Origin of the sequence: Cupriavidus pauculus, from assembly GCF_002858765.1 — a bacterium.
Lineage (GTDB): Bacteria > Pseudomonadota > Gammaproteobacteria > Burkholderiales > Burkholderiaceae > Cupriavidus > Cupriavidus pauculus_B.
On sequence record NZ_PJRP01000001.1, the window covers coordinates 63,044 to 80,547 of the forward strand.

The 17,504-nt window shown below is 65.4% G+C and carries 12 protein-coding genes, 1 tRNA gene and 2 riboswitches; of the genes, 8 read left to right on the forward strand and 5 right to left on the reverse strand.

Going from position 1 to position 17,504, the window contains the following annotated elements; all coding sequences use genetic code 11:
* Positions 1-346 precede the first annotated feature (346 nt).
* Complete coding sequence (locus tag CYJ10_RS00335; protein ID WP_180862813.1) at positions 347-2,383, forward strand: acyltransferase family protein; 2,037 nt, start codon at positions 347-349, stop codon at positions 2,381-2,383.
* Positions 2,384-2,504: 121 nt separating this feature from the next.
* Here CYJ10_RS00335 and CYJ10_RS00340 read toward each other — a convergent pair.
* Positions 2,505-2,580, reverse strand: a tRNA-Arg gene (locus tag CYJ10_RS00340).
* A 321-nt stretch (positions 2,581-2,901) separates the two neighbouring features.
* Between CYJ10_RS00340 and CYJ10_RS00345 the strand changes: the two genes are divergently transcribed.
* On the forward strand, positions 2,902-3,792 hold the full coding sequence (locus tag CYJ10_RS00345; protein WP_101679607.1) for a c-type cytochrome: 891 nt from the start codon (positions 2,902-2,904) through the stop codon (positions 3,790-3,792).
* Between the two features lie 114 nt (positions 3,793-3,906).
* On the opposite strand, the gene hemN is transcribed toward CYJ10_RS00345, so the two are convergent.
* A complete protein-coding gene (gene hemN, locus CYJ10_RS00350; protein ID WP_101679608.1) occupies positions 3,907-5,376 on the reverse strand; it encodes an oxygen-independent coproporphyrinogen III oxidase in 1,470 nt (489 codons plus the stop codon).
* Positions 5,377-5,617: 241 nt separating this feature from the next.
* Between hemN and CYJ10_RS00355 the strand changes: the two genes are divergently transcribed.
* Entirely contained in the window at positions 5,618-6,790 is a 1,173-nt protein-coding gene (locus CYJ10_RS00355; RefSeq protein ID WP_101679609.1) for an ABC transporter substrate-binding protein, read from the forward strand.
* Between the two features lie 21 nt (positions 6,791-6,811).
* On the opposite strand, the gene CYJ10_RS00360 is transcribed toward CYJ10_RS00355, so the two are convergent.
* The 3 genes from CYJ10_RS00360 to CYJ10_RS00370 all read right to left on the reverse strand — a co-directional run bounded on the left by CYJ10_RS00360 (position 6,812) and on the right by CYJ10_RS00370 (position 11,287).
* The gene (locus tag CYJ10_RS00360; protein ID WP_101679610.1) at positions 6,812-8,110 is read right to left on the reverse strand and encodes an ATP-binding protein; all 1,299 of its coding nucleotides are present in this window, start codon (positions 8,108-8,110) and stop codon (positions 6,812-6,814) included.
* 4 nt (positions 8,111-8,114) lie between these two features.
* Positions 8,115-8,846, reverse strand: a complete 732-nt coding sequence (locus CYJ10_RS00365) for a response regulator (protein ID WP_101679611.1) — start codon at positions 8,844-8,846, stop codon at positions 8,115-8,117.
* 353 nt (positions 8,847-9,199) lie between these two features.
* Positions 9,200-11,287 carry a UvrD-helicase domain-containing protein gene (locus CYJ10_RS00370; protein ID WP_101679612.1) on the reverse strand — a complete coding sequence of 696 codons (2,088 nt, stop codon included), beginning with the start codon at positions 11,285-11,287 and terminating at the stop codon, positions 9,200-9,202.
* 279 nt (positions 11,288-11,566) lie between these two features.
* Here CYJ10_RS00370 and CYJ10_RS00375 point away from each other — a divergent pair, with 279 nt between their 5' ends.
* From CYJ10_RS00375 to CYJ10_RS00395, 5 genes are all read left to right on the forward strand, one after another.
* Entirely contained in the window at positions 11,567-11,791 is a 225-nt protein-coding gene (locus CYJ10_RS00375; protein ID WP_101679613.1) for a glycine zipper 2TM domain-containing protein, read from the forward strand.
* A 100-nt stretch (positions 11,792-11,891) separates the two neighbouring features.
* Positions 11,892-11,979, forward strand: a riboswitch (glycine riboswitch).
* A 21-nt stretch (positions 11,980-12,000) separates the two neighbouring features.
* A riboswitch (glycine riboswitch) is annotated at positions 12,001-12,121 on the forward strand.
* An 89-nt stretch (positions 12,122-12,210) separates the two neighbouring features.
* On the forward strand, positions 12,211-13,338 hold the full coding sequence (gene gcvT / locus CYJ10_RS00380; RefSeq protein ID WP_101679614.1) for a glycine cleavage system aminomethyltransferase GcvT: 1,128 nt from the start codon (positions 12,211-12,213) through the stop codon (positions 13,336-13,338).
* 111 nt (positions 13,339-13,449) lie between these two features.
* On the forward strand, positions 13,450-13,830 hold the full coding sequence (gene gcvH, locus CYJ10_RS00385) for a glycine cleavage system protein GcvH (protein ID WP_101679615.1): 381 nt from the start codon (positions 13,450-13,452) through the stop codon (positions 13,828-13,830).
* 77 nt (positions 13,831-13,907) lie between these two features.
* Complete coding sequence (gene gcvP, locus CYJ10_RS00390; protein WP_101679616.1) at positions 13,908-16,832, forward strand: aminomethyl-transferring glycine dehydrogenase; 2,925 nt, start codon at positions 13,908-13,910, stop codon at positions 16,830-16,832.
* A 109-nt stretch (positions 16,833-16,941) separates the two neighbouring features.
* Positions 16,942-17,487, forward strand: a complete 546-nt coding sequence (locus tag CYJ10_RS00395; RefSeq protein WP_101679617.1) for a DUF421 domain-containing protein — start codon at positions 16,942-16,944, stop codon at positions 17,485-17,487.
* Positions 17,488-17,504 lie beyond the last annotated feature (17 nt).

Consider the following 17,504-nt stretch of genomic DNA (forward strand, 5'->3'; position numbering starts at 1 on the left):
ACGTCGTGGCTTGCCAGGCGTACTCGAAGAAGTACCCTGCAATAAAAGCATATGAAATCTGGTCATCCGGTCGCAGCGATTCCCCGCCTTTTCTTTTCCCCTTTTTCTTCTGCCACGTCACGCCACCGGCAAAAGCCCTTCGGCAACCGATAGGGCTACGAATCTCGATCCCCGCAACTGAGGGCATTTGCCTCCGGCCATCACCGGACCAGTAATGCCGTTGTCCGCGCGCCGGTTCAAACCGGTGTGAATGCGCCGTTATCCAGTTAGATGACTGGCATGACGGGGCATGTGCTTGCGGGCGGCTTCCATTGGCAGCCGTTACCGCGTACCAATCGTTCATAGCATGTCAGTCCAAGTATTATCGAATCAACCGGCCAGTCTCGCCGGACAACGGGATCATGTCTGGGCGCTGGACTATCGGCCCGACATCGACGGAATGCGCGCACTGGCCATTCTGGCGGTGGTCGGATTCCACGCATTTCCGGGCCTGCTTCCCGGCGGTTTTGCCGGTGTGGATATTTTCTTTGTCATATCCGGCTACCTGATCACCCGGCACATTCTCAAGGATATCGAGGATGGGCGGTACAGCACCGCCAGGTTCTACGCCAAGCGCGTCAAGCGCATTTTCCCCGCCCTGATTGCCGTACTGGCTGCATCGGCCGCCCTGGGCTGGCTCATCCTCACCCCCGAGGAATATGAATCGCTTGGCCGGCATATGATCGCGGGCGCCGGCTTTTTTGCGAATATCCAGAACTGGAAGGAATCCGGTTATTTTGATCGCGCGGCCGACACCAAGCCGCTGCTTCATTTGTGGTCATTGGGCGTCGAGGAGCAGTTCTATATTGTCTGGCCGTTGATCCTGACGGTGCTGTCGCGCAAACGCGGCTGGCTGGGCAAAGGCATGGTCGCCCTGATCGTGCTGTCGCTCGCGTTCAGCATGGTGACGGTCTATCGCGACGTCACGGCAGATTTCTATTCGCCCCTCACTCGATTCTGGGAACTGGCCCTTGGCGCCTTGCTGGCCCATGTCACGCTGCGCCGACCCGCGTTTGCCGCTGCACACCGGCGTTTGCTCGCGTGGATCGGCGCGGCGCTGATTCTGGCCGCCGTTGCCGGCCTGCGGCCCGAGTTCGCATTCCCCGGGGCCTGGGCTCTCTTGCCGACCGTCGGTGTGGCACTGCTGATTTTGAGCGGCACCAAGGCGCCGTTCAATCGACACATCCTGGCCGCCCGGCCCGTTGTCTGGATTGGCCTGATCAGCTATCCCCTCTATCTGTGGCATTGGCCACTGTTTGCCCTGGCGCGTATCCTGCATGGCGCAACACCGACCGCGGAAGCGAGAATCTGGGCCATCGCTGCCAGCATTGCACTGGCCTGGGCAACCTGGCGATTCATCGAGCGGCCCGTCAGGAATAGCCGGGGAACAGGCGCAGAGTGGGTAATTGGCGGATTGTGCCTGGCCATGGTCGCGATAATCGCGGTGGGCGTGGTCATCAAGAAGAAGGATGGCTTTGCGGGACGCCTGGATGGCCTGGTGAACGGCGACCTGAGTACCCTGACCCTTGGGATTGAATTCGGACACTATCGCAACGAATGTGGCGTGCCTGCCGAACATGCAAAAAGCCTGGCCTTCTGCCTGACAAGCGGGCAAGGCGCACCAGCTTTCGCGGTATTGGGCGACAGCAAGGCACAGGCGCTCTATTTTGGTCTGGCCAATGAAATGGCGTCCGACGCGCCCGGGGTGCTGATTGGCTCCTTTGTCGCGCCCGGCGCCGATGATTCTGTCACCGAGAGCAAGCAGGCGGCGGTACACGCGGCCCTGCAGTCCGTCCTGGATTCCCCTTCGATCAAGTTGATTATCTGGGCAGTGGCGTTGCGGCACACCTTTCCCGCGGACGAAGACGGATTTGTGCGCGGGAATCCGCCGATCAACGCGCTGCTATCGGCCTATGGCGATGCGGTACGGAAGGCAGAGGCTGCTGGCAAGCGCGTGATATTCGTGATCGATAATCCGACGCTGCCCGACCCGAGAAACTGCGTTTCGGGAGGATTGACGTCGAGCCCGCTCCTCAACCGGGTTTTCTGGCGATATCAGAACCCTCGGTGTGCGGCCAGCCACGCCGAACATATTGCCGGGACGGCCCCCTACCGGCACTTTGTGGACGAACTCGGCCGCCGTAATCCAGGCCTTTCGGTCTACGATCCGACGCCGCTGCTCTGTGACACGCAAAAAGACCAGTGCAATATCATGCAGGGCGGCAATTTCCTATACAGCTACTCCGACCACCTCTCGTATTACTCGAGTTCGATGATTGCCAGGGACATGGCGCCGGACATCCGGAAACTGATTGCAAGCGCCGCGCCAATGGCGCGCCGTTAGCGGGACAGGCGGCTGAATCACCGATGCCACAAAGGACGGTCTGGCTGCCATATCCGGCGGGCGGACCACGTCGGCATCGGACTATTGGCCCGTTCTTGACTGACTGCAGGTGGAAAAATCTTGGCGCGCCCGGCTGGGATCGAACCAGCAACCCCTGCCTTCGGAGGGCAGTACTCTATCCATTGAGCTACGGGCGCGATGTGAGCTGCATTGACAACGGCGAGTGCCGGCGTCGGAAAGTCGCATAGGATACCCGAGTTGTCCGTGGCCGTCCATGCGGGATGCGCCGGGGGCCGTCAAACCCGGGTTTTCACAGGTCTCTGAGCCGTCGCTTTTGGCCCCGTGGGCCGAGTCTTGGGTCTATAATCGGCAGCTATTTGCGTCGTACCAGAGACGTAGCGGGGCAGGAGACGCCCCGGACGCATAGACCGACAGATTCATCCCCGAAGACAGGGCCAGACAAGCAAGCCGCCCCCACGTGCTGTGCAATAGGTTTCCCGCAAAATCGAGAGTTCTGTATGAGTGACGTCCATCAAAACGACCACCACGAGTCGCCAATCAAGACCCCTAAGCAGCTTATCGCTGTTGTGATCGCCGCCTTTCTGGTGCCGATTATCGTCATCATTCTGCTGGTCAATTTTGTCGGACACGGCACCCGCGAGGGCGCCGGCTCCACCCAGAGCGTGGAAGCGGTGAACAGCCGTATCGCGCCGGTGGCGTCACTCGAAATCAAAGACCCCAATGCGCCGCGCGTCTTCAAGACGGGCGAGCAGGTCTACAAGGAAGTTTGTGCCGCGTGCCACGCCACCGGTGCGGCCGGTGCGCCGAAGTACGGCACGGCCGGCGACTGGACGGCCCGGATCGGCCAAGGCTTTGACGGCCTGCTGAAGTCGGTGCTGAACGGCAAGGGTGCGATGCCGGCCCGCGCTGGCACGTCGCCGGACGATCTCAGCGATTACGAACTGGCCCGCGCCGTGGTCTACATGGCCGATGCCGGCGGCGCCAAGTTCCCCGAGCCAGCCGCCCCGGCCCAGGGCGCCACCGCCCAGGCTGCGGCTTCGGCTCCCGAAACGCCTGCAGCACCGGCGGCGGCAGCGCCTGCACCTGCCGCGGCAGCAGCGCCTGCCCCGGCAGCCGGTGCACCCGCCGCTGCGCCGGCCGCTGCGTCCGCAGACACGGGCAAGAAGGTCTACGAGCAGGTTTGCGCCGCATGCCACGCGGCCGGCGTGGCCGGTGCGCCGAAGTTCGGCGACAAGGCTGCCTGGGCCCCGCGCCTCAAGGAAGGCATGGACGTGGTTCACAACTACGCGCTCAAGGGCAAAGGCGTGATGCCGCCCAAGGGTGGCTACGCCGGCCCGGACGCGGATGTCATCGCAGCGTCCGACTACATGGCCAACGCAGCAAAATAGGCGCCGGACCAGGCCGGACACAAGGTCCGAAGCGGGGCCCGATACAAGGCTGACGCCCAGCAAAAAGCCCGCGATCGATTCGCGGGCTTTTTCGTTTCGGGCGTCGCTGCAGCGCTAGACCACGCGCGAATAGCGAACCAGCGGTATCACCTTGGCATCGTTGGCGGTGTTCGGCGCCGGTTGCGGCCGGGTGGCGTCATCGCGCAGGTAGCGGTCGAACACCATGGCCACGCGGCGTACCAGCAGGCGTCCCAGTTCGGTAATGTCGATGCGGGCCGGCGTGCGGCGTACCAGGTTGTCCACGGCCAGCTTGTCCAGGTCGGCCAGTTCGGCGGCGAAGGTGGCGGCGAAGTCGATGCCGTAGGTCTTTTCCACCTCGGCGAGGTCGAGCGTGCCATTGCACATCAGCGCGCCAATGATGGCCTTGCGCATATGATCGTCGGCGGACATCTCAAAACCGCGAACGACCGGCAGGCGCCCGACATCGATCGCGGCGTAGTACTCGTCCGTGGCGCGGGCGTTCTGCACGTAGTGACCGGCCACGGCGCCAATGGCGGACACCCCCAGGCCAACCTGGTCGTAGCCGGCATGCGTGGCATAGCCCTGGAAATTGCGCTGCAGTCGGCCTTCGCGCTGGGCCACGGCCAGGTCGTCCTCGGGCAGCGCAAAGTGATCCATGCCGATGTAGACATAGCCGGCAGCGGTCAGGCGTTCGATCGTCGACACCAGGATGTCGAGCTTCTCGGCGGCCGGCGGCAGTGTTGCGGCGTCGATACGGCGTTGCGGCTTGAACACGTGCGGCAGGTGCGCGTAGCTGTAGACCGACAGCCGGTTCGGCCGCAGCTCAAGCACCTTCTCGATCGTCTTGCCAAAGCGCGCGGTGGTCTGGTGCGGCAAGCCATAGATCAGGTCCACGCTGACCGACTGGAATCCCAGGCGCCGCGCCGCCAGCACCACGGCACGCGTTTCTTCATACGACTGCACGCGGTGGACGGCTTCCTGCACCTCGGGATCGAAATCCTGCACACCCAGGCTGATCCGGTTGAAGCCCAGTTCGGCCAGCAAGTCCATGCGCGCGTCGGTGACACGACGCGGATCGATCTCGATCGAATGTTCGCCCTCGGGCAGCAGCACGAAGTGCTCGTGAAGCGCCGCCATCACCCGGCGCATCTCATCGGGATCCAGGAAGGTTGGCGTGCCACCGCCCCAGTGCGACTGCATCACGCCCCGCCGTTCACCCAGCCGGCCGGCGACCATCGCCATTTCGCGCGACAGGTAATCCACATACTGCGCGCTGCGGCTGTGATCCTTGGTGATGATCTTGTTGCAGCCGCAGTAGTAGCAGATGTTCTCGCAGAACGGGATATGGAGATACAGCGATAGTGGGGCCGGGGAATCGGCCCGGCAGGCCTGCAACGCGGTCTGGTAGCCGCCGTCGCCGACTTCGTTGTGGAACCGGTCGGCGGTGGGATAGGAGGTATAGCGGGGGCCGTTGCCGTCGATACGGCCGGCTAGGCTGCGGAAATCGGCAAGCGCGCGGCGGTTGAAGGCCGTGCCGGCGACGTCTGAAATGGGGGCGGACATGCGGAGACTCGATTTGTGGGCGGAATGACGATCGATGCTATGCCTCACCCGGTGCGACAACCTTGATGCGCATCAAGATCACGGCGACCCTACACCTGCCAGCCCCGCCAACGGGGGGCCTCATGTCTGGCAAAAGTCACGGAAGCGTCATGAAGGGCCGATAGTCTCGGGCCCGGCTCTCGAAGTCCCGCCTGTATTCGCTTTCCGCCGCACATCCCGTTCATCCGACTCTTCCACTGCCATGCGCCCTGCCTTGCCGCAGTCGACCCTCGCGTGTCCGCCCGCTCCCACGGGCCGCCGCCGCGCCTTGCAGATGCTTGGCGCCCTGACTTCCGCCGCCGTACTGCCCGCCTTGGCGCAGCCGGCCGGCCAAGTGCTGCGCCGGCAGCTTGTGGTGGGCCACCTGGTGGACCGCGTGGGGCCGCAGGCTGACCAGGCGCGCGATTACCTGGCGGGCGCTAAGGTGATGTTTGATGCCTTCAACGCGTCGCCGGCCAGCAACGGCGGCCTGCGCATCGTCCACATGGTGCGCGACGCGGACGCGTCGAACCCGCGCGCCGCCGCCGCACAGGCCGTGGCGCTGATCGACAACGAACGTGCCGAGGTACTGTTCGGGCCCAGTGACAGCCTGCTGCCCACGCTCGCGGGCTCCGCCGACCTGACACGGCGCGGCGTACAGATCGTGGCGCCGTTGTCGGGGCTAGCCCTGAGCGCCGACAACGTGTGGTTCACGCGCGCCGACTACCAGGCGGAGCTTGACGCCGCCGTGCATCAGTTGCGCAGCTACGGGCTGACCGGCATCTCGCTGGCGGTGTCGCCCGACTTCGCGGCCGGCACGCTCGGCGTCGGTACGCCATGGCTGGCTCGTCTGGAGAAGGACATCTCGACGCGTGCGGTGGCCCTGACCGGCAATTTCGACGACAGCGCACGGCGCATTGCCGCCGCGCGGCCCGGCGCCGTGATCGTCGCCGGCGACACGCTGGCCTATGGCAGCCTGGGCCGCGCGCTGGCGGCGCAGAACTGGTATGGCTTTCTGGTGGGGCTTTCGGCGGTCAGCCCGTCATCGGCGCGCGAGATCCTGGGCGCCAACTACGCAGGCGGCATGGTCGTGACCCAGATCGCGCCGGGGCCGCAGGAATCGACGCTGCGCGTGGTGAAGGAACACGTGGCCCGCATGAAGCAGTACCTAGACGAGCCGCCCTCGCCCGCCACGCTGGCCGGCTATATCGGCGCGGCCTGGCTGGTGCGCGCGGCCGCCGGCATGAAGGCGTCGGGCACGGCCGAATTGCGGCGCGCGCTGCAGGCCCGCATCGACGTGGGTGATTTCACGCTGGACTTCACGCGCAGCCTGCGTGGTTCGCAGTACGTACAGCTGGCGGCCATCGGCAAGAGCGGCCTGCCACAGCGCGCCTAAGGGCGTGCCGGAGCATCGTGGTCAGGCGCGCGGCAGCGTGATGCTGACGCGCAGGCCACCTTCCACCCGGTTGGTCAGCTTCAATTCGCCGCCGTGGCGCGCCACGATATCGGCGGTTATCGACAGGCCCATGCCCACGCCACCCGTTGCGCGGCTGCGCGACGACTCCAGCCGATAGAATGGCTCCAGCACGCGCTGCAATTCGGCCGGCGGAATGCCGGGGCCGTTGTCGCAGACATCGATCGATACGCGTTCGGGGCTGTCGGTCAGGATGATGTGCGCGGCGCCGCCATAGCGGTGCGCGTTTTCCACCAGGTTGACCACGGCGCGCCGCAGTTCGGTCGGATAGGCCAGCAGCGGCGCCGCTTCGCCAGACAGGCGTACGTCCTGCCCGATTTCCTGGGCGTCGTCGACCACCGCCTGCAGCAGCGCCAGCACGTCCACGCGTTGGCGCGGGCCGGTGCCGTCGTCGCGCTCGCGCAGGTAATAGAGCGTGGCGTCGATCAGGCCGTTCATCTCGGCCAGATCCTGGCGCAGGCGATAGCGCACGTCGTTGTCCTCGATGCGTTCGATACGCAGGCTCATGCGCGTCAGTGGCGTGCGCAGGTCATGCGACACCGCTGCCAGGAAGCGCGATTGTTGCGCCAGCTGGGTACGGATGCGCTGCTGCATCAGGTTCAGCGCGTGCGTGGCATCGCGCGCTTCGGCGGGTCCCGTGTCCTCGTCCAGCGGCGGCGCGTGCACGTCTTGCGCCAGGCGGTTCGCACCGCTGGCTAGTTGCTGCACCGGCCTCGCCAGCAGGCGTGCGCCCACCCATGACGCGATGAGGATGGCCGCAAGCTGGAAGATCAGGCCCAGATGTGGCGGCCAGATGCCACGGATATGAAAGCCCTTCGGCGGCCCGGGCGGGCGATCGAACGGCCGGCGTTCGCCAAATGCCTCGGGGCGCAGCGGCGGGCCATCGAAATCGAATGGTTCATTGCCGCGCATGCCCGGCGGCGGCCCAGGCGGATGGTCGGGCACGAAGACGCCTTCGAGCGGGTGCGGCGGCGGCCCGTTGGGTAGCAACTGGGCCGCCGCCTCGGCATCGGAAGCGGCGCGGCGCATGCGCTCCATGTAACGTTCCGAGCCAGGGCGCGGAAACACGCTTTCGATCACCGTCACACCCAGCACGTGCACGGCCAGCATGATCGCGGTCATCACAAAGAACAACCGCATGAACATCGAATTGAACCGGCGGCGTCGGGCCGGTTCGGCGGCGCGCGGTTCGGGCCGCATCGCCGAAGCACCGCCGGCGGACGGCGGAATCGCAGCAGCCATGCCGTCAGTGCTCCACGTTGCCGGTGAACACGTACCCCTCGCCGCGCACGGTGCGAATCAGCGACGAGTCGCGCGGATCGTCGCGCAGTTTCTGGCGCAGCCGCGAGACCAGCAGATCGATGCTGCGGTCAAAGACGTCCAGGTCGCGGCCGCGCGCATTGTTGATCAGCATCTCGCGGTCAAGCACGCGGTTCGGATTCTCGATGAACGTCAGCAGCAGCCGGAATTCCGCATTGGACAGCGGCACCACGGTTTCTTCCGCATCGACCAGTTGGCGCAGCGTGGCATTCAGGCGCCAGCAGCCGAAGCGCATTTCGTGCCCCGCCGCGGCCGGCGACGCGCGGCGGACTTCGCCACGGCTGCGTCGCAACACGGTGTGGATGCGCGCCACAAGCTCCCGCATCTCGAACGGCTTGGTCACGTAGTCGTCGGCACCCACTTCCAGCCCGACCACGCGGTCGGCCAGTTCGGCACGCGCGGTCAGCATGATCACGGGCAGGTTGCTCTGCTCGCGGATCTCGCGGCACAGCGTCAGGCCGTTTTCGCCGGGCAGCGACAGGTCCAGGATCACTAGGTCGTATTCCTGCCGGCCCATCGCCGCGCGCATCGCCGTACCGCCTTCCGCCCCCTCGGCCTCCATGCCGAACGTGGCCAAGTATTCGGCCAGCATGGAACGGATCTGGGGATCGTCATCGACGATCAGCAGACGAATGGGCAGGTTGGGCGACAGTTCCATGGAGAAAAAGTGAGAAATAGGCGGGACATCCGATCGGCCAATGTACCAGCCGGGAGGTTACAGGCGATGCCCGCTTTGTATCAATTTTGATACGTGTAGCAAAGGGCACCTGATGCCGTGTTTCAGAGCGCTGGGCGGGGTTGGCGCGGCGGAGACGCCTGGAAGAAAAATACGCCCCCGGTGCTGCCGCATCCGGGAGCGTTCAACAGGGAAGAAGCCGGGCTCGCATGCGCCCAGCCACACCGCAACCGAAGGGCGGGCGCGGTGTGTCGCAGCAACGTCCGAGAGACGTTTCCACGCGCCGCCAATCGTAGTGAGCCCATACCCGGCAGTCTTGTCGACCTTGTATCAAGTCAGCCCGCGGCCGGTTTGTTGAGCAGCGCCTTCAGGCCGGCAAGCCGGTCCTTCGGACTCATCGCCGGGGTGGCGTCCTGCGGTGCCGGCGCTTCCTCGAGCTTCATTTCGGCGATGAAGCGCGACGGCTCGACCGAATAGGTTTCGCGCGCCCGCTTGCGCTTCTTGCACCAGCTGATCTGCAAGCTGCGCTGCGCCCGCGTGATGCCCACATACATCAGGCGGCGCTCTTCCTCGATCTTCTCGTCGACCAGGTCTTCGTCCTCGCGTGTGTGGGGCAGGATGCCCTCCTCCACGCCCACCAGGAACACGTGCGGATATTCCAGGCCTTTCGACGCGTGCAGTGTCGACAGCCGCACGGCGTCCGGATCTTCCTCGCGGCCTTCGAGCATGCTCATCAGGGCCACCGTCTGGGTCAGTTCGAGCAGGTTCTTGCCTTCGTTGCCAAAGCCGTCGGCCGTATCGAAGCCCGTGGCCTCGCCCTCGCCGTCGGTCTCCGGGCGCGTGCCCTTGCGCTTGAGCCAGTCCAGGAATTCGAGCGTGTTGGTCCAGCGCGACTGCGCCTGGCGTTCGTCGAAGGTGTCGTACAGGTAGGCCTCGTAGTGGATGCCTTCCATCAGGTCGTCCAGCACCACGGTGGCCGGATCGTTGGCCGCGCGGTCTGCCAGGCGCACCATCGATTCGCAGAACGTGCGCAGCGGCTCCAGCTGGCGCGGCTGCAGCTTCGCCTCGATACCACCCATCATCGCCGCCTCGAACAGCGACACCTTGGCCTGGCCGGCAAAGGTGCCCAGCGCTTCGAGCGTGGTATTGCCCACGCCACGGCGCGGCGTGGTGATGGCGCGGATGAACGCGGGGTCATCGTCCGGATTGGCGATCAGGCGCAGGTAGGCGCAGATATCCTTGATCTCGGCCTTGTCGAAGAAGCTCTGGCCGCCTGACAGCACGTACGGAATGCGCTCCCGCCGCAGGATCTGCTCGAACAGCCGCGCCTGATGGTTGCCGCGATACAGAATGGCGTAGTCGCGAAACTGGGCACGGCGCTCAAACTTGTGCGCGGACAGGCGAAACACCACCGACTCCGCCTCGTGCTCCTCGTCGTTCATCGGATGCACGGCGATCGGATCGCCCATGCCGTGCTCCGACCACAGCGTCTTGTCGAACAGCTTCGGGTTGTTGGCAATGACCGCGTTGGCCGCTTCCAGGATGCGTACGGTCGAGCGGTAGTTCTGCTCGAGCTTGACGACCTTGAGGTCCGGGAAATCGGTCTGCAGCAGGCGCAGGTTGTCCAGCGTGGCGCCGCGCCAGCCGTAGATGGCCTGGTCGTCGTCGCCCACCGCCGTGAACGCCGGCGCACGCAGGTGCGAGCCGCCCGCCAGCAGCTTCAGCAGCTGGTACTGGCACGCGTTGGTGTCCTGGTATTCGTCGACGAGGAAATAGCGCAGGCGGTTCTGCCACTTCAGGCGCACGGCCTCGTCGCGCGCGAACAGTTCGGCGGGCAGGCGGATCAGGTCGTCGAAGTCCACGGCCTGGTATGCGTTCAGCGTGGCCACGTAGTTGCGATAGACCATCGCGGCCTGGTGTTCGTCGGCATTGGCGGCCTGCGCGAGTGCCGTCTCGGGATCGACCATGCCGTTCTTCCACAGCGAAATCGTGCCCTGCACGCTGCGGATCAGCTTCTTGTCGGTGGTGCCCAGCTGCTCCTGGACCAGGCCGAAACAGTCGTCCGAATCCATGATCGAGAATTGCGGCTTCAAGCCGACATGCTCGGCTTCCATGCGCAAGATTTGCACGCCCAGCGAGTGAAACGTACAAACCGTCAGCTGCTTGAGTGGAATGCGCTTCCCTTCGCGCGTGGTCTTGCCTTCCATCAGCTTGCCGATGCGCTCCTGCATCTCTTTCGCCGCCTTGTTCGTGAACGTGACGGCGGCAATGTGACGCGGCTCGAACCTCTTGTCCTCGATCAGGTGGGCGATTTTCTGCGTGATCACGCGCGTCTTGCCCGAGCCGGCGCCCGCCAGCACAAGGCAGGGGCCGTCCAGGTAGCGGACCGCTTCGGATTGCGCGGCATTGAGTCCGTGAGTCATGAGGCTGGGGAACGTTGCAGGCGGGATGTCTCAAGGCGCACCTGGGGGGCGGCGCGCCGAAGGCGTCGATGTTAACACGCGCTTCATACCCGCATCGGGTTGTCGGGCGGCGTCCGACAAGAGGCGTTTCAGGCTGGTAACAATCGTAAAGCGGCGGATCCCGGGGCATGGAGCTTGCCTCTTAACGGGCAGGACCGCACCCGGCTTGCGCGTGGCGCGACCGGTCGGGACATCAACAAATCGGAAACGATGATCTCGATGACAACAAAGGAGCCAATCATGAAGACGCTTCGCACCCTTACCAAAGTGGCCCTGATCGGCGTGACGCTGGTGGGCTTTGCCGGCTGCGCGGACATGACCCCGAAGCAGCGCAATACCGCCATCGGCGCCGGCGCAGGTGCGCTCGGCGGTGCCGTCCTGACCGACGGTAGCGCACTGGGTACGCTGGGCGGCGCGGCCGTGGGCGGCGTGGTCGGTAACGTCGTGACGAAGGACCGCCGCTAAGCCTGGCCGGCGGTTCCAGGGGTTCCGGTCCCGGAGCGGGGCCGGTGGCCGGCGTCAGGCTTCTCGTTTGACAAAGGCTGACCGGTCCCGTACATTCTCGCGCATCCGGCCGGGAGAGCGCGCATCGAATGCGCCGCCGAAGGGGAACTACCCAAAAACTCTCAGGCACCATGGACCGACCGGATCGGCATGCAACATGCACACGATGCATGCCGCACTCTGGAGAGCGACATCCGCCACTGCCCGTGCGCAGGGTGAGCATGTCCACCGAAGGGGCGCACGAAGCTTCGGCTTCGTAATCTCTCAGGTATCGAGGACAGAGGGGTCATCCGCCGCAGCGGATTGGTTGCACTTTTGGTGCGCCGATCGCTGCGGCGGATGACCCTTTTTTCGTTTCCGAACCGCCCCCGAGGATATCCATGACGCTCCAGGCCACGCCCCTCAACGCTATCCACCGCGCCCTCGGCGCCCGTATGGTCGATTTCGGCGGCTGGGACATGCCGGTCAACTACGGTTCGCAGATCGAGGAACACAACGCCGTGCGTGGCGATGCCGGCATGTTCGACGTGTCGCACATGTGCGTGGTCGACCTGCACGGCGCCGGCACGCGCGCCTTCCTGCGCGGCCTGCTGGCCAACAACGTCGACAAGTTGCAGACGCCGGGCAAGGCGCTGTATTCCTGCATGCTCGACGACAAAGGCGGCGTCATCGACGACCTGATCGTCTACTTCTTTGCCGAAGACCATTTCCGCCTGGTGGTGAACGCCAGCACGGCTGTTGGCGACATCGAATGGATCCAGTCGCGCAATGCGGCCACCGGCAGCGGCGTGACGATCACACCGCGCCGAGGCGATGTCGCACCGGCCGGCGCCGGCAAGCTGGCCATCGTGGCCGTGCAGGGCCCCAACGCCCGCGCCAAGGTCTACCAGGCTTTCCCCTCCACCCAACCCGCCGATGCGCTGAAGCCGTTCAACGCGCTGGTCGTGCAAGACCCGCAAATGGGCGAGTTGATGATCGCCCGCACTGGCTACACCGGCGAAGACGGCTTCGAGCTGGTGGTGTCGGCCGAGAACGTCGCCGGCATCTGGGAAAAGCTGGTCGCCGCGGGCGTGCGCCCGGCCGGGCTGGGTGCGCGCGACACGCTGCGCCTGGAAGCCGGCATGAACCTGTATGGCCAGGACATGGATATCAACACGTCGCCGCTGGACGCCGGCCTGGCCTGGACGGTCGACCTGCAGAGCGAACGCGACTTCACCGGCAAGCAGGCCCTGGTGGCCGGCGGCCAGAAGCAGACCTTCGCGGGCCTGATCCTGCGCGACAAGGGCGGCGTGCTGCGCGCGCACCAGAAGGTCATCACGGCTGCCGGCACCGGCGAAATTACCAGCGGTACGTTCAGCCCGAGCCTGCAACTGTCGATCGCCTTTGCTCGCCTGCCGAAGGACGTGGCGCCCGGCACCGACGTCCAGGTCGAGATTCGTGACCGCAAACTGACCGCGACTGTGGTTAAACTGCCGTTTGTGCGTAATGGCAAGGCACTCGTGAGCTGAGGCATCGCCCGGCTTCACATCAACGGTCGCCCTTCCACCCGTCCGCTCGAGCCCAACCTACTGCGGACAGGGTGAATGAAACAAGAATCAAACTGTATCCCGGAGAACCTCATGAACTTCCCCGCTGACCTGAAGTACACCGAGTCGCACGAGTGGGTGCGCGTCGAAGCCGACGGCACGCTGACGATCGGCATTACCGACCACGCACAGGACGCCCTGGGCGACATCGTCTTCCTGGAACTGCCCGAAGTGGGCAAGTCGGTTGGCGCCGGCGACGCCCTGGCCGTGGTGGAATCCGTGAAGGCGGCTTCCGACATCTACGCCCCGGTGGCCGGCGAAGTGATCGCCGTCAACGACGCCGCCTCGGCATCGCCGGAGTCGGTCAACACCAACGCCTTCGACGCCTGGCTGTTCAAGCTGAAGCCGGCCAACGCCGACGACGTGAACGGCCTGATGAACGTCGACGCCTACAAGGCCAGCGTCGGCGCCTGATCGCGCTGACTGTTTGATGCCGCGCGCGGCGGCCAGGCTGACCACCTGCCGCCGCCCGCTCCCCGAGATTCCTTGCCATGAACGCCCCGCTTCCCATGAATGCCGCCGCCCAAGGTACCCGGCCCACGCTGGCCGAACTGGAGGCGCGCGACGCCTTCGCCGCCCGCCACATCGGCCCCGACAACGCCGAACAGCAACACATGCTCAAGGTGCTGGGCTTTGACAGCCGCGCCGCGCTGATCGACGCCGTGGTGCCCGCCGCCATCCGCCGCCGCGACGGCATGTCGCTGGGCGAGTTCACCGCACCGCTGACCGAGGAAGCCGCACTGGCCCGCCTGCGCGGCCTGGCCAGCAAGAACCGCGTGCTGAAGAGCTTCATCGGACAGGGCTACTACAACACGCTCACGCCGGGCGTGGTGCTGCGCAACATCTTCGAGAACCCGGCCTGGTACACCGCCTACACGCCGTACCAGCCGGAAATCTCGCAGGGCCGCCTGGAGGCCATGCTGAACTTCCAGCAGATGATCACGGACCTGACGGGCCTGGACATCGCCAATGCGTCGATGCTGGACGAAGGCACGGCCGCCGCCGAGGCCATGACCCTGCTGCAGCGCGTGCACAAGCATGCGTCGAACACGTTCTACGTGGCCGACGACGTGCTGCCGCAGACGCTGGAAGTGGTGCGCACGCGCGCGCTGCCGCTGGGCATCGAGGTGAAGGTCGGCCCCGCCGCCGACGCCGCGCAATCGCATGCCTTTGGCGTGCTGCTGCAGTATCCGGGCGTGAACGGCGATGTGGCCGACTACCGTGCCATTGCCGAGGCCGTGCATGCAGCCGGTGGCCGCGTAGTGGCCGCCGCCGACCTGCTGGCGCTGACGCTGATCGCCGCCCCGGGCGAATGGGGTGCCGACGTGGCCGTGGGCAACTCGCAGCGCTTTGGTGTGCCGCTCGGTTTCGGCGGTCCGCACGCGGGCTACATGGCCGTCAAAGATGAATTCAAGCGATCGATGCCGGGCCGCCTGGTGGGCGTCACGATCGACGCGCAGGGCAACAAGGCTTATCGCCTGGCACTGCAGACGCGCGAGCAGCATATCCGCCGCGAGAAGGCCACCTCGAACATCTGCACTGCACAGGTGCTGCTGGCCGTGATGGCGTCGATGTACGCGGTCTACCATGGCCCGCAAGGCCTGAAGCGCATCGCGCAGCGCGTGCATCGCCTGACCGCCACGTTGGCCGCCGGCCTGAAGACCCTGGGCCTGGCCCCGGTCAACGAGACGTTCTTCGACACGCTGACGCTGGAAACCGGCTTCAACACGGAGGCGTTCCACGCCACGGCCACGCAGCGCGGCATCAACCTGCGCCATGCTGGCGCGTCGCGCATCGGCATCTCGCTGGACGAAACCGCGTCGCGCGACGACGTGGTCACCCTGTGGGAAATCTTCGCGCACGGCAAGCCAGTGCCCGACTTCGACAAGATCGAGGCATCGGTGGGCGACGGTTTCCCGGGCAAGGTGGCGCGCCAAAGCGCGTACCTGACGCATCCGGTGTTCAACACGCATCACGCCGAACACGAGATGCTGCGCTACCTGCGTTCGCTGGCCGACAAGGACCTGGCGCTGGACCGCACGATGATTCCGCTGGGCTCCTGCACGATGAAGCTGAACGCCACCAGCGAAATGATTCCGGTGACGTGGCCCGAGTTCAGCAACATCCACCCGTTTGCGCCGCTGGACCAGACGGTTGGCTACCGCGAGATGATCGACCAACTGGAGGTGATGCTTTGCGCCGCCACCGGCTACGCCGCCGTGAGCCTGCAGCCGAACGCCGGCTCGCAGGGCGAATACGCCGGCCTGCTGATCATCCACGCGTACCACGCCAGCCGTGGCGAGAGCCATCGCGACATCTGCCTGATCCCGTCGTCGGCACACGGCACCAACCCGGCGTCGGCACAGATGGCGGGCATGAAGGTCGTGGTGGTGGCCTGCGATGACAACGGCAACGTCGACCTCGACGATCTGGCGAAGAAGGCCGAGCAGCACAGCAAGAACCTGGCCGCGATCATGATCACGTACCCGTCCACGCATGGTGTGTTCGAGCAGGGCGTGCAGCAGATCTGCGACATCGTTCACAAGCACGGCGGCCAGGTCTATGTCGACGGCGCCAACATGAACGCGATGGTCGGCGTGGCCGCGCCGGGCCAGTTCGGCGGCGACGTGTCGCACCTGAACCTGCACAAGACATTCTGCATTCCGCACGGCGGTGGCGGCCCCGGCGTGGGTCCGGTGGCCGTGGGCGCGCACCTGGCCGACTTCCTACCGAACCAGGACAGCGTTGGTTATCGCCGCGACGACAACGGTATCGGCGGCATCTCCGCCGCGCCGTTCGGCTCGGCCAGCATCCTGCCGATTTCGTGGATGTATATCGCGATGATGGGCTCGGCCGGCCTGACCGCTGCCACCGAGAACGCGATCCTGACCGCCAACTACGTGGCGCGCCGCCTGTCGCCGCACTTCCCGGTGTTGTACACGGGCCAGCACGGTCTGGTGGCGCACGAGTGCATCCTGGACGTGCGCCCGCTGCAGAAATCCACGGGCATCTCGAACGAAGACGTGGCCAAGCGCCTGATGGACTACGGCTTCCACGCCCCGACCATGAGCTTCCCGGTGCCGGGCACGCTGATGATCGAGCCGACCGAGAGCGAATCGCTGCACGAGCTGGACCGCTTCATCGACGCCATGATCGCCATCCGTGGCGAGATTGCACGCGTGGAGGACGGCAGCTTCGACCGCGAGGACAACCCGCTCAAGCACGCGCCGCACACGGCAGCCGTGGTGGTCGGCAACGAGTGGACGCGCAAGTACACGCGCGAGGAAGCGGCCTACCCCCTGGCATCGCTTCGCACGCAGAAGTACTGGCCGCCGGTTGGCCGTGCCGACAACGTGTACGGTGATCGCAACCTGTTCTGCTCGTGCGTGCCGATGAGCGAGTACGCCGACGAGTGAGCGTCTGGCCCGTCAGGCGGCGTCCGATACACGCGGATGCCGCCGACGGACTATGCTCAGGAAAACGGGCGCCGGCGGCCGGCGCCTTCCTTGAGCGGAGGCCTCATTCATGTGGAATCTCAGCGCGCCCTGGTGGGAATTCGTCCTGCGCGGACTGATCGTCTATGGCGCAATACTGGTGCTGATGCGTGTTTCGGGCCGGCGGCAGATCGGGCAACTCACGCCGTTCGACCTGGTACTGCTGCTGATCATCTCGAACGCGGTGCAGAACGCGATGAACGCGGGCGACAACTCAGTGCTGGCCGGGCTAATCCTAGCGGCCACGTTGTTTGGGGCCGATTCGGTGCTCGGGTATGTCACTTGGCGCAGCCGGCCACTGGAAATGCTGGTCGACGGCCGCCCGCAGATCGTGATCCACCAGGGCGAGGTCTTTGAGGAAGTCATGCGCCGCGAACGCATCAGCACGCACGAATTGCACAAGGTTTTGCGCCGCAATGGCTGCGCCCGTGTGGAAGACGTGCATTTCGCGATTCTGGAAACCGACGGCTCCATCAGCGTGAAGATGAAGGAGCCCCCACCGGACACTTCCGATCGCGCCGTACCCGGCGCACTATGGCGTCATCCGGGGCGGTCCGACCAGGACAAGCCAACCTAGCGGGCCTTACGGCCAAC